Source organism: Clostridium sp. MCC344 (genome assembly GCF_018785365.1).
GTDB lineage: Bacteria > Bacillota > Clostridia > Lachnospirales > Lachnospiraceae > Pilosibacter.
The window spans coordinates 127,159-140,614 of the sequence record NZ_WQPQ01000114.1 but is presented as its reverse complement, the minus strand read 5'-3'; the positions used below and the strand labels follow the sequence as shown (position 1 = coordinate 140,614).

General features: G+C 51.3%; 10 protein-coding genes. All 10 read right to left on the bottom strand.

From position 1 onward, the window contains the following. Positions 1 to 34 precede the first annotated feature (34 nt). Positions 35 to 349 (bottom strand): hypothetical protein, encoded by a 315-nt coding sequence (locus tag GPK90_RS18645; RefSeq protein ID WP_118533175.1) that lies wholly within the window; start codon positions 347 to 349, stop codon positions 35 to 37. 216 nt (positions 350 to 565) lie between these two features. Then, complete coding sequence (gene nrdG, locus GPK90_RS18640; protein WP_118321222.1) at positions 566 to 1,060, bottom strand: anaerobic ribonucleoside-triphosphate reductase activating protein; 495 nt, start codon at positions 1,058 to 1,060, stop codon at positions 566 to 568. Positions 1,061 to 1,238: 178 nt separating this feature from the next. After that, positions 1,239 to 3,371: an anaerobic ribonucleoside-triphosphate reductase gene (gene nrdD, locus GPK90_RS18635; RefSeq protein ID WP_118533177.1), complete on the bottom strand. Its 2,133-nt coding sequence runs from the start codon at positions 3,369 to 3,371 to the stop codon at positions 1,239 to 1,241. Then, on the bottom strand, positions 3,368 to 4,054 hold the full coding sequence (gene scpB, locus GPK90_RS18630; RefSeq protein WP_118321224.1) for an SMC-Scp complex subunit ScpB: 687 nt from the start codon (positions 4,052 to 4,054) through the stop codon (positions 3,368 to 3,370). Before scpB ends, nrdD begins: the two co-directional genes overlap by 4 nt. 108 nt (positions 4,055 to 4,162) lie before the next feature. Then, entirely contained in the window at positions 4,163 to 4,957 is a 795-nt protein-coding gene (locus tag GPK90_RS18625) for a segregation and condensation protein A (protein ID WP_118533179.1), read from the bottom strand. A gap of 98 nt (positions 4,958 to 5,055) precedes the next feature. Further along, a complete protein-coding gene (locus tag GPK90_RS18620) occupies positions 5,056 to 5,955 on the bottom strand; it encodes a metallophosphoesterase (protein ID WP_252197614.1) in 900 nt (299 codons plus the stop codon). A 6-nt stretch (positions 5,956 to 5,961) separates the two neighbouring features. Further along, positions 5,962 to 6,165 carry a hypothetical protein gene (locus GPK90_RS18615; protein WP_118297019.1) on the bottom strand — a complete coding sequence of 68 codons (204 nt, stop codon included), beginning with the start codon at positions 6,163 to 6,165 and terminating at the stop codon, positions 5,962 to 5,964. A gap of 96 nt (positions 6,166 to 6,261) precedes the next feature. Further along, on the bottom strand, positions 6,262 to 7,641 hold the full coding sequence (locus GPK90_RS18610; protein ID WP_118533225.1) for a D-alanyl-D-alanine carboxypeptidase family protein: 1,380 nt from the start codon (positions 7,639 to 7,641) through the stop codon (positions 6,262 to 6,264). 376 nt (positions 7,642 to 8,017) lie between these two features. After that, entirely contained in the window at positions 8,018 to 11,224 is a 3,207-nt protein-coding gene (locus tag GPK90_RS18605) for a DEAD/DEAH box helicase (protein WP_215703657.1), read from the bottom strand. 198 nt (positions 11,225 to 11,422) lie between these two features. Further along, positions 11,423 to 13,189, bottom strand: coding sequence for an arginine--tRNA ligase (gene argS / locus GPK90_RS18600; RefSeq protein ID WP_215703656.1), 1,767 nt, complete (start codon positions 13,187 to 13,189; stop codon positions 11,423 to 11,425). Between the last annotated feature and the right edge of the window lie 267 nt (positions 13,190 to 13,456).

The window sequence follows — 13,456 nt, the reverse complement described above, 5'->3', positions numbered from 1 at the left end:
GCTTTCCTTCGGATGCATAGTTTCTGTTATATTGTCACCACCGGATCCAGATCTTCCCGCTGTATTTCCAATTTCCATACAGCAGCCGTCCAAACAGAGCCAATGCTGTGAGCTCAAAAAAGCGGATCGTCAGGTGGTCGGAACCTGCAAATGTCGTGAGCAGAGTCAGGAATGCGACCAGTGCAAGATACAGGAGATTCATTCCTTGAAAACGGACAAACTGTTCTTTTTCCCGGATCCTGTCATCATTCCGGATCCGCTCATAAGAACGTCCTTTTCCTTTTAAAAGGCGCATTCCGAGTACCGCCCATTCGATCGTTAAAATACAGAGTACATATTTCGCCAGCATAGACATTCTTCCTTTCCATGAAAGTTCTCTGCAATTTTCTCTTCTATCCGTCCCATGAGTCTTCATGTTTTCTATGGTCTTATTGTATCACATGCCAACGCAGCTGTCACTGTCTCCTTCTGCCTCTCTCGTGCTGTGTACAGTTGTGGCAGCAGATTTTGCCGATTCGGAATGCGAAGCATCGGCAAAATCAGGTGTTGTCCCTGGTCGTTTGTCCTATTTCGATTGATAGAGCACTACATTTTTATTTTTTAACGTCTGTTTCACATCGATGACTCTCTGGTTCGCGCTGCCTTTCCAGTGCAGGGTCACATCTTTTTCTGCTTCCACGAACGGTCCGTCCACCAGGACATCCACGTTTTTCAGAAACGGAAGATCCCGGATGTCTTCCCACAGGAACCCTGTATACAGCCAGATCGTCTTTTCCGGGAACTTTTCGTGGATTTCTTCGATCAGATTTCCCACTTCTTTCCGGTTCTGCCAGTGAAGCGGATCACCGCCGGAGAATGTCACGCCGGAGATCCAGGATGGCGCCAGCGCCTCGAAAAGTTCCTGTTTTGCCTCCTCGTCAAACGGGAGTCCGCCTTTCACATCCCATGTCACCGGGTTCTGGCAGCCCGGACAGGCATGGCTGCAGCCAGCAAGCCATAAGACGGTGCGCAGGCCGTCGCCGTTTAACATGTCCTCTTTTGTAATGTTGTGGTAGCGCATGAGATCACCTCTTTTTTATTTTATATTTTCACGCAGTGCACATATTCTTGTTTTTATTTCATAAAAACAAGAATCTCTCGGGCGTTCGCCCTATGTAAATTTTGCCAAACAAACCCTTATGCAAGCAAGCTTGCAACGCGTTTGTTTGACAAAATTTACGCACTGCTAACTGTTTCCATCACATCGATTTCCGCTCCGCGATCTCGGCCATCTTCGCATCATTCAGCCTCGTATCGCCCTTGACGCGGGAATAGCTCAGATATCCGTTCATACGGTCGATCTTTGTCAGGTTTTTGCTGCCGCAGACCGGACACACATCCATATTTAACTCCTCGTGTCCGCAGTCATCGCAGTAGGACAGCGACAGGTTCACGCCCTCATAGAATCCCATCTTCATCGCGCGGCGCACGAGGGAGCGGATCGCTTCTTTATTGTAGTCGATCGGATATTTCACGTACTGGATCTTTCCGCCGTTGGAGAGTTCCCAGAACCGGTATTCGAGGTTCTGCTTCTGGATCGGCGTGATATCTTCCGTCACATGGCAGTGGAAGCCATTGCTGACATACTCGCGGTCGGAGACATTCTCCACGATCCCGTATTTTTTCCGGAACTGCTTGACCTGAAGTCCACAGAGGTTTTCCGCCGGTGTCGCGTAGATCGCATAGAGATTTCCGTCCTCGTGTTTAAACTGCTCCACCTTCTCATTGATGTGCTTTAAGACCTCGATCGCAAACGCCCCGTCTTCCACCAGGGATTTTCCGTTGTACAGTCTCTGCAGCTCATTGAACGCTGTGATCCCGAAGGATGCCGTCGCCGTCTTAAGGAGTGGTTTAATCTTATCGTGAAGTCCTAAATGACCTCCGTAGAATCCGCCCTCACAGTACGCCAACGGGTTTGTGGACGCGCGCATCTCTCCAAGGTACGCGTAAGTCCGGATATGGATCTTCCGGATCAGCTCCAGATAATAATCCAGGACCTCGTAGAAATCCTTGCTCTCCTGTCGTGCCTTTGCAAGCATCATTGGAAGATGCAGGCTCACAACACCGATGTTGAAGCGGCCGACAAACACCGGAACATCATTCTCATCAGCCGGTTCCATGCCGCCCCGCTCATACCACGGAGAAAGGAACGCGCGGCAGCCCATCGGGCTGATGATCTTCCCGTATTTCTTGTACATGCCGGCGATATAACCTTCACCGGTCAGGGAGAGCCAGTCCGGATACATCGTCCTGGAAGAGCACTCGATCCCGGCCTCAAAAACGTCCTCAAGCTCTTTTCCCGGTCCGTGAAGGTTCTCATCATATAAGAACACAAGCTTCGGGAACAGGACCGGCTTCTTGTGGCCTTCTTTTCCCTGACCTTTCTTTCTCACATTGAGCATCGTGATCGTCGCCATCTTTGCGAACCGGCTTGTTCCGGTTCCTGCCGTCATCGTGATAAACGGATAGTCACCGCGGCTGGAGGAAACGGAGTTGAACTTGTACTCCCAGCCCTGGAAGCCCTGTTCCATCTCTCTCTGAACGTCGTTCCAGGCTATCTCCTTCGCTTTCTCCTCGTCGAGACCGAGGTCGATATATTTTTCGATATACTTTCCGTAGGATTTCTCGGCATACGGCGCCAGGATGTTCTCCACGCTCGGAACCGTAAAACCACCGTACTGCTGGCTCGCCGCACTTAAAACGATATCGCCGATGACGTCAAATGCGACATCCAGGGTCTTCGGCTCATTGTACCAGATATTTCCCATCTCGAAACCGCCGCTCAAGACCTCATTGACGTCAAACAGGCAGCAGTTCATCGTATCGCGTCGCGCTGACATATCGTGGATATAGATATATCCGTCCCGGCATGCCTGAAGCTCCTCGACGGTCATAAAGAACTTCTGGTATAAAGATTTATTCAACTCATTGAAGATCAGGCTGCGCTTCGTGGAGACGAGAGCACTGTCCGTATTGCTGTTCTCCTTGTCGCCGATGTACATGATGGACTGGCTCTTTTTGTAGACTTCATCGAGCATCTGGACGAAATCCTGCTTATAGTTGCGGTAATCGCGGTAGCTCTTCGCGACCACCGGGTTGACGCGCTCCAAAGCGCCCTCGACGATGTTGTGCATCTGGGCGATCGGGACTTCCGCCTCATCCAGGTCCTCCGCTTTTTCTTCCACAAATTCACAGATAAACTTACTCTCGGCCTTCGAGAAGTTGATCATCGCGCGGTTTGCAGACTTATTTACTGCCGCCAGGACTTTCTGGACATTAAACTCCTCTTTCGTCCCGTCTTTTTTGACTACTTTGATCTCACTGCATTTCATGATATGGAATCCTCCCCGTAAGCCTCGTTGTTTTCTATCTCTTTCTCGTTCTCATTCTCATCTGCATCTTCTTCCGGATCTTCGTCATCATCCAGCAGATGACCTTCCTCATCGATCCTCAGGTTCAGCTCTTCCTCAACCTCACTCCGGATCTCTTCTCTTTGCTCCACATTCATCTCCGGGAGCTGTTCCGTGGATCCGACGCCGAAACGGCGCAGGAATTCCTCGGTCGTCGCAAAAAGTGCCGGGCGGCCCGGCGCATCCAGGCGGCCCGCCTCATAGACGAGATCGTATTCCACAAGCCGGTTGACCGCATGGTCCGATTTTACCCCACGGATCTTCTCGATATCGGCCTTGGTGACCGGCTGCTTGTAGGCGATGATCGCCAACGTCTCCATCACCACATCCGACAGGATCTGCTTTTTCGGCGTTGCCGCGACACGGATCAGATTTTCATAATAATCCACACGGCTGCACATCTGGTAGCTGTCATCCAGCCGCACGATCTGCATGCCAGCTTTTCTCTTGTCATATTTTTCCTTCAGGCGCTCCACGGCCTGGATGGCCGTCTCCTCATCCGATTCCAATGCCGCCGCAAGCTGTCGGATCTCCACAGACTGCCCCATGGTAAACAGCACGGACTCCACAACGGACTCCTGTGTTTTCAGGTTTTCCACTCTCATTCAAATTCCTCCACGATCGTATCATCCCATGTTTTCCTGCGCTCAGCGCATTCGCCCGCCTGTCACCGTTTACACTCGTATATCCCGGCAGCAGACTTTTCCGCAGTCCTACTGAACAGTCGTGACGACGATTTCATTGTCATCTTGTTCCCCGCCTTCCGGCTCCAGAGATTCTATGTACATGTCGTCAAACAGATGTTCCTGCGTCAGATGGATCTTTCCCACCTTCATGAGCTCCAACAGTGCAAGGAACGTCACGACGACCTCCGTCTTATCTCTCTGTTTTTCCAGCATCTGGCGGAAACTGAACTTCCGGTGTTTTCTCGCATAGCCGAGAACCGAAGTGATCTTGTCCTCCAGGCTCACCGGCTCCTTTTTGATCGTTCCGAACGTGCTGCGGACCGGATCAATCTTGTCCTGCTGCCGCTTCATGACCGCCTCAAAGATCTTCTGAAGCTTTGTGAGCGTCACACCGTCCAGGAGTTTATCGAGATCCACCGGCTCCTCGTATTCCTTCACCTCCGGCGGGATCGTCGGATCTTTGTAGAACACACGGTCCGCCCCGGTCTCCAGATCCTTCAGCTCCTCCGACATCAGCCGGAATTTCTTATATTCCAGGAGGCGCATCACAAGTTCCGCTCTCGGATCTTCCTCCTCGCCTTCCTCATTTACTTCTTTCGGCAGCAGCATCCGCGCCTTGATATCGAGAAGTGTCGCCGCCATCACCAGGAACTCGCTGACCACATCCAGGTCTTCCTCATCCATCTTCCGAACGTACTCCATGTACTGGTCCGTGATCTCGGTGATCGGGATATCATAGATATTCACTTTGTTTTTTTCGATCAGATGAAGAAGAAGATCCAGCGGACCTTCAAACTTTTCCAGTTTGTACGATAATTCCATATACACCTCATGTTTTCAGATATCAGATGCCTTTGTGTTGCTTTGAACCGCAAAAAAGAATGTGCCATGGCACACTCTTTCCTTACGGTACATGGAAATCAGCTTTTTTCGCTCTTTCCATCTTCCAAACCGCAGAGCCGTATCACAACCACCTGCGGTTTATCATTTAACCGGATATTGATCGAATGGGTTCCAAGTCCCCGTCCGACGATCATCCGGCTCCTCTCTCCCCATCTTCCGGGAAGTTCAAACTCACCCGCACAGCGCGGATAAAAAAACTGATACTGAGGGGTCATGACTCCGCCGAGGACCGGAAGCCGGATCGTGCCGCCGTGAAAATGTCCGGAGAGCGTAAGATCCGCTCCCCAGGCCGCATACTCCTCAAAAAACAGAGGAGAATGTGCGAGAAGAAGATTGAATCTTCCCGGATCCGGCTCTCCCAGGGCATCCTTCAAGAGATTTTCCGGGATCTGTCCCGACCTTGGCAGGTAAGCGCTCTTCGGGAGATCGAGACCATAGATCCTGATCTCTCCGTCGAGATCCGCAGAACCGTTCGCGAGATAACGGATCCCGGCATTTTCCAGGGCAGCCTGGTAATTCTCATAGGCTGCACCGTAAATGTCAGACTTCCAGACCATCCGGCACTCATGGTTTCCATTTCCGCAGTATACCGGAAATTCTTTTGCAAGCTCCGTCAGAAGCTTTCTCGGAATCTCCACATCAGAATTTCCTTTTTTTGCAACCATCCCGTCCCCGCCGGATAAAACGGCATCCGGCTTCACCTTCCGGACCGCATCCAGCAGCCGGCAGTTCTGATCACCGAACTCCTTATTGTGGAGGTCTGTCAGAAAGACGATCGTTTTTTCCGGACCGTGGATCTTTTCCGAGACGATCCGGTATTCTTCCGTAACAAGGCAGTCCCGCTCATACCGGGAACGCGCCAGGCAGCCGCCCCCAAATGCGATGGCGCCGGCAACCAGAAACACTGCTGTCCCCAAATCGGATTATTCCTCCTCAAATACGCGGATCCCGCGCTCAACAACGCCTGCAAATGCCTGCGCATAGCTCTTGTACTCCGGATGTTTCGCAATGATCTTGTCCATCACGTCTTTTATCTCGCCGCTGATGATAACGGTGCATCCTGCTGCCTTCTTGTTGGTGGAACGATTCTCGTACATATCCTGCATTACTTTTACTCTTTCTTTCATGATAAAGCACTCCTCTTATTCTTTATTATTTTCAGAAATCACTGCCGTTTTCTCTTATGCGTGATATTCGCCGCTGCACACGGCAGCGCATGTTTTTTACTGTACCCAGGCACCATCCGCGCCGACTTTATACTTGTTGTCGATCGTCGTATTTCTCACGATCTTGCCGTCTGCACCGAGATAGAACCACTTGCCGGAATCCTGTCTCCAGGCATTCTTCGCCATCGTCCCGTTGGACTCAAAATAGTACCAGTCAGTTCCGAACATCTTCCATCCGGTCACCATCTTTCCATCCGGGTCGAAGCCGAAATCAGCGGCATCGATCGTATAGATCGTTCCGACAGCCTTTGTTCCATCAGCGAATTCATATCTCCAGCTTCCGTTGTCCTGAACCCACTTTCCCGCAGTCTCCTGCTTCGCAGTCGTTGTCGTGCTGTTTCCGGTCGTATTGCCTTTCTCTGTATTGACATACTGATATCCGTAGTCCAGCATTTTCTTTGTATCTGCATAGTGGGTGCTCTTGGATTTTAAGATCACTGCGACCATGCGGACACCGTCCTTCTCAACACAGGTCACAAGAGTGTTTCCTGCCTTGGAAGTATATCCCGTCTTTCCGCCGACGATTCCTGCATAGTATCTGGAATCATTCGGATAGAGCATCTTGTGGCCCGGAGTGATCGTTCTCGCAGCAGCAGCCTTTGTTGCCGGGAACTTGTAGCTCAATGTGGAATCGATCTGGCAGAGCGTCTGATTCGCAAATGCGGCAGCTGCGATCTTTGCCATATCACGGCATGTCGTGTACTGCTGGTCAGAGTTTAAACCGTTCGGATTCACAAAATGAGTGTTCGTGCAGCCAAGCTCCTTTGCTTTCGCGTTCATCAGATCTGCGAATGCGGAAATGCTGCCGGAGACATGCTCGGCAAGTCCGTTTGCAACCTCATTGGCGGATTTTAAGAGAAGTCCGTAGAGGCAGTCTTTTACAGATACCTGATCTCCTTCCACAAGTCCGATCTTCACCGCACCGGACTCCAGATTTGTGACAGCCGTCTTTGAAAACGTCACCTTGTCGTCCAGTTTCGATTTCTCCAGCACAAGGAGCGCTGTCATGAGCTTTGTGGTGCTGGCCGGGGCGAGTTTCTCATCGGCATTCTTCTCGAAGAGAACTCTTCCGTTCGTCACATCATAGAGGATTCCCGCCTCCGATGTGATCTCCGGCTTTGTGATGGCATCTGCAGCCGCTTTTGCCGCTGCGCTCACCTGGCTCTGGGTGTTTCCACTGTTTGTATTGTTTGATGTACTGTTCTCATATCCCGGACCGCCCTCGTTTCCAGCCTGTGTCCCCGCTGTTGTCGTCTGAGTATTCTGGCTGGTCGTCTGTTTATCGCTGTCACGGATGATCGTAGCCGCCTGCACCGGCTGCGCCGCGAAGATCGCGCACGCAAGTGCAAACGGGATAATTCTGTTCATTTTTCTCATGTCTTTTTCCTCTTTTTCCGGTATATTTTCGCAAAGATGCCGCTGTTCACGCATTTTACCATGCGCAGACCTGCTGAAAAGTCACCTTTCCTCTCTCTATGCTAACATAGATCCACCGAAAAAACTTTGAATTTTTCTGTCGATTTTCTTATGTCATTGGCATTTCGTGTTATTTTTCACGGGTAGGAATTTTCTGAACTGAAAATTCCGTATGATACCGTTGTGGTCGCGGATTTTGCCGATTCGGAATGCGAAGCATCGGCAAAATCCTGTTACAGTGCGCGGGCATGGAGTGCCAGTGTACTGTAACCATTTCGTTACAGATCACGCACTGCCTGTCCGCACACTGCAGCAGGATCCTGATGCAGGAAAGCAGCTATACATCCTCGTCCAGCATCCGGATCAGGTCTTCCCTTGTGATGCTGCTGAGTGCTCCAGTTCCCTCCGTCACCACAGTGTCCGCGAGATCCCGCTTCATCTCCTGAAGCTTCAGGATGTTCTCCTCGATCGTATGTTTTGTGATGAGTTTGAATACGGAGACCTGATTTTCCTGACCGATCCTGTGGGCACGGTCTGTCGCCTGGTTCTGCGCCGCCACATTCCACCACGGATCGTAATGGATCACCACATCCGCAGCTGTCAGGTTTAATCCTGTTCCGCCTGCCTTCAGGGAAATCAGGAACACCATCACATCGTCCTTCTGGAAAGAAGATGCCATCTGCATGCGGTCCCGCTTCGGTGTCGAACCGGTGAGCAGGTAGAACGGGATCTTCTCCTTTTTCAGACGCTTTGCGATGATCTCGAGCATCGACGTGAACTGTGAGAATAAGAGGATCTTATGACCTGCCGATGTCCCGTTCAAGAGCAGTTCCATGCAGGTGTCAAGCTTCGCAGAGCCGCCTTTATATCCCTCAAAACACAGGGACGGCTCACAGCAGATCTGGCGCAGACGCATGAGTTCCGCGAGGATCTGCATCCTCTCTTTTCCGTAGTCACCGTCGGTTCCCTCCATCAGCTGTTCCTTTAAGGAGGCGGCTGCCGCCGTGTAGAGATCCTTCTGCTCGCCTTCCATGTTGGAATACAGGACCGTCTCAAGCTTATCCGGAAGCTCCTTTAAGACGTCTTTCTTTAATCTTCTCAGGATAAACGGACCTGTGAGCTTCTTTAACTGAGCCAGGGCATTCGGATCCTGGTCTCTCACGATCGGCATCTCAAACGCCCGCTTAAATTTCTGCGAGGTGAATAAAAATCCCGGCATCAGGAAATCAAAGATACTCCACAACTCTCCGAGATGGTTCTCGATCGGCGTTCCCGTCAAAGCAAAGCGTGTTCTTGCCGGAACAGCCTTTACAGACTTCGCCGCCTGTGTGGAGGAATTCTTGATATACTGCGCCTCATCGATGATCTCAAAGCGGAACTCCTTTTCATGATACCAGAGAATATCGCGCTTTAAAAGGTCGTAGGAGGTGATGATCACATCCGGCTTTTCTGTCTCGTAAGCTGCGAACATCTCCTCGCGCTCGGCCTGGTTTCCCGCCGCCGTCATGATCTTAAGTTCCGGTGCAAACTGGGCAAACTCATTTTCCCAGTTGTATACAAGGGACGCCGGGCACACGACAAGAGAAACTCCGCCGTTTTTCGCCTTCTCATCGAGCAGAAGGGCGATGACCTGGATCGTCTTTCCAAGACCCATCTCATCTGCGAGAATTCCACCGAAACCATATGCATCCAGGCTCTTTAACCACCGGTATCCGACTTTCTGGTAACTGCGGAGCGTTGAAGCGAGGCGCTCCGGGATCTCATAATCGCTGTCTTCCACGTCTTTCATGCCGCGGACCACCGCCTTGAACAGCTGGTCCCGGTAGACGCTGACACTCTTATCCTCTTTTAACGCCGCATCTAGGAACATGGCGCGGTACGCCGGAAGTTTGATCGTCTCGGAACCAACCAGCTCCTTCGAGACACCCAGCTGTTCCGCGATCTTTGCCACCGTGAGAAGTCCGCCGTCCCCGAGTGTCAGGAAGTCGCCGTTCTTCATCCGGTAGAAGCTCTTTTTCTTCCCGTAAGCCGCAAGGACCGCCGCCAGCTCTTCCCTCGGAAGTGCCCCGGTATCCACCTCAAGCTCCAGCCATCTTCCAAGCGTTCTCACCTGGACAGATGTGCTCACCGGCGGGAGAACGCGGATCTTCTTGAAGGACTCGGACACGAACACGTCACCCGTGTCCATGAACTTCTTCATTCCCTCAGAGATCAGACGATATACCGCCTCGTCATCATTTTTGATCACAAGGTTTCCGGAACCGTCCTCCGTATATTTAAAGTAGGTAGTGATCAGCTGGCTCACCTTGAACTCTCCCGGAACATCCCGGCAGATCTCTTTCGGAACATTCTCATCTGCCAACGGATGGAAGGAAAAATCTCCATATGCAAGCTCCGGGCGCAGATTGACCGTCCCGACAGCGTCACTGTCAAAATAGAACGAGGCTTTCAACTCTTTCGGGCGGTAGCTCTCAAGATCCACGCCTTCTGAGCGAATCAGTCCGAAGGATTCCAGCTTTCTCAGAACACGCTCGTAAAAGAGCGGCATATCCCGGTCGTTGACTGAGACCTCGTTCTCCGCGTCCAGTCCCATGACCATGTATTCCATAAATACGGTCAGGCACTCCGTGTAGTCCGCATCACAGCAGTAGATTGCCTCCTGATCTGCGATAAACAGGGATTTTTCACCGGAAAAGGCCATGATATCCTTGTCCACGGTGACTTTGATGCCGTCTCTTCCCTCTTTTTTCACTACCGCGGTAAAGACCGGATTTTCCCTTTTTACTGTGAGCATCCGTTTTTTCTTCCGGTAGTCCTCGCACTCGATGGTCTGACCTTCCATGATCGCTAAGAAGCGCTCTCTCCCGGCTTTTCCGAGGATCAGCTCCTTTAACGCCGGCTCCGCCTCCATGGAAAATCTTCCGCTTCCGCGGTACTGTTCCCGGAAAAATCCGACACGCTCCATGATGAGAAGCGCAAGCGCACGGCTCTCCTCATCAAAAGCCTGGAGACTGTGGTGGAAAGCCAGTCCTTTTCCGTACTGGACAAGACTCATGTTTTCCATTGCTTTCGCGAAGGCGGTCAGATCCTTCACCGGGTACTGTTTCTCCCGTCCCACCGTGAAGCGGACCTTCACCTGTTCCCGCGAGATCGCGACGATCGGGACCAGACGGTAATGTCCTTCCTCGGAGGCCCCCATGATCCGGCTCACCTCACGGTTTGTGTATTCCCGGACCATAAAGCGGACCTTCTGTGAAGTGGAGACCGGATGTTTTGACTCTCTGCTCTCCCTGCGGATCCACTCCGCGAGCAGGGCATGGGCATGCGGGCACATCGGGATCCCGTCCGGTCCCTGTGTGCAGGAGACTCCGCAAAATCCAAGATTTCTTCCTGTTTTACTGATATGCGAACAAGAGTAGTCAAAATTCTGACTACCCTTGCGCAGGATACGGACACGGTATTCATCTTCCCCGTCCATGACGGTTCCTCTGATCTCTGTTTCGCCTTTCCAGAAGGTTTCGGCGGTAAGCTCCGTTACTTCCATATCGATTTGTCCCCCAGGTTTTTTAATAAAATATCCTACGAAACCAGATCGCTCCGCGCTTCGCGCTCCCACGATCTCAAACTTCATTCGCAATCCGGCCTCACGGCCTACTTGCTCATGAAGTTTTACCTGTCAAATGTCTGTGCATCTTGGGAAGCAAGCTTCCCAATCTGTACAGCCGCTTGACAGGTTATTTCATCACATTCTCTCCGGAGCGTCAAATCCCAGGACGTTGATGCAGGTCATAAGAACATTGCGGGTTAATGTAACAAGGCTGATATATCCGGCCTGTTTCTTTTTATCTTCCTCGGCGATGATCTTTGTCTCGTGATAGAAGTGGTTTAATGCGTTGGAGAGCTCGTAGATGTAAGCACAGATCTTATGCGGTGCAAGCTCCTCAAAACAGGTGAGCATCACGTCACTGTATCTGGAGAGTGCGAGCATTAAGGTCTTCTCCGGCTCTGCGGACGGCGGAAGGATCTCGCCGTTCTCTGTATTTTCACAGGTATCCTGATATTTCTTTAAGATCGAATTGATTCGCGCGATCGTGTACAGGATATACGGACCTGTATTTCCCTCGAAAGAAGTAAACCGGTCGATATCGAAGACATAATCCTTTGTCGCCTGGTTGGAGAGATCCCCGTATTTTAAAGCGGCAAGACCAACGATCTCAGCTGTCTTCTTCGCCTCATCCTCGGAGACGGTACGGTTTTCCATAATACGGTTGTAAGCAGCCTCATCGATATCCGCGATCAGGTTCTCCAGACGCATAACGCCGCCCTCTCTCGTCTTAAACGGCTTTCCGTCCTTTCCGTTCATCGTTCCGAAACCGACGAAATCCATCTTCCGGTCTGCCGGAACGATCCCCGCCTTCTTCGCAACACGGAACACCTGGGTAAAATGAAGCTCCTGGCGCTTGTCCACAACATAGATGTAGTGATCCGGCTTGAAATCTTCCTCTCTCTCAACGATCGTTGCAAGGTCAGAAGTCGCATAGAGAGCGGCTCCGTCGGATTTTCTCACGATACACGGCGGAAGCTCCTTCGTATCGGTCGGCTCCGCGATATCGACAACAAGAGCACCCTGGCTCTCGTAAGCAAGTCCCTTATCCTGAAGATCCTTGATCAGTCCCGGGATATACGGCTGCGCGTCGCTCTCCCCTTTCCAGAGATCAAAATCAACATCGAGATTTGCATAGTTTCTCTTCAAATCCTTTAAAGACACATTCATGATGTGCTTCCAGATCGCACGATACGGCGCATATCCACTCTGAAGCTTGAAAGTTGCCTCCTGCGCACGCTCCTTGAACGCCTCATCCACCTTGGACTTTCCGCTCGCCGCCGGGTAAATCTCCTCAAGCTCAGAGATCGTAAACGGTGCCTCCTTCGGATACTCCCCTGTAAAATTCGGATCAAAATACGGAAGCTCCAGCTTTCTGTCCTTTAACTCCTCGATGATAAGTCCCATCTGAAGCCCCCAGTCACCGAGATGAACATCACCGATCACCTTGTGGCCGACAAAACGTCCCATGCGCTTTAACGCCTCACCGATCACCGCAGAACGAAGATGACCGACATGAAGCGGTTTCGCAACATTCGCTCCGCCATAGTCGATAATGATCGTCTCCGGATTCTCGACCTCATCCATACCAAGCTTCTTCGCATCCTTCATTCCGTTCATATAGTCAGAAAGAAAAGAAGCATCTACCTTTAAATTGATGAATCCCGGCATAACGGCATTCACCTCTTCAAACACCTTGCTGTCCTTTAACTGCTCTACGACACCGTTCGCGATATCGATCGGTTTCTTTTTATATGTCTTTGCAGCTGCCATCGCACCATTGCACTGATACTCGCAAAGGTCCGGGCGGTTAGACAACGTCACTTTCGCAAAATTCTCGTCATAACCATTCGCCGCAAAAGCTTTTCTCATCTCATCCGTGATGATATCCAGAATCTTTTTCATCTGATCTTCTCCTTTATTAGCGTGCGAGTCTGCGATCATCCCATTCGCCGCACCAAAACAGCCAAACAATACCGCAGACTGATACAGTAACTATCATTATACCGTATCACGGTAGAAAAATCCATACTTCTGCACACTTTTTTGCACAATCCGCGCCGAGCGCAGCAACGGCGCACTCCTTGCGCCTGCAGCGGAGAGCTTCCGGTCAGGAGTGCATGAATACGGGGAAGGATCCCACCGCACTCCTGCCCGGAAGCTCTCCGCCCC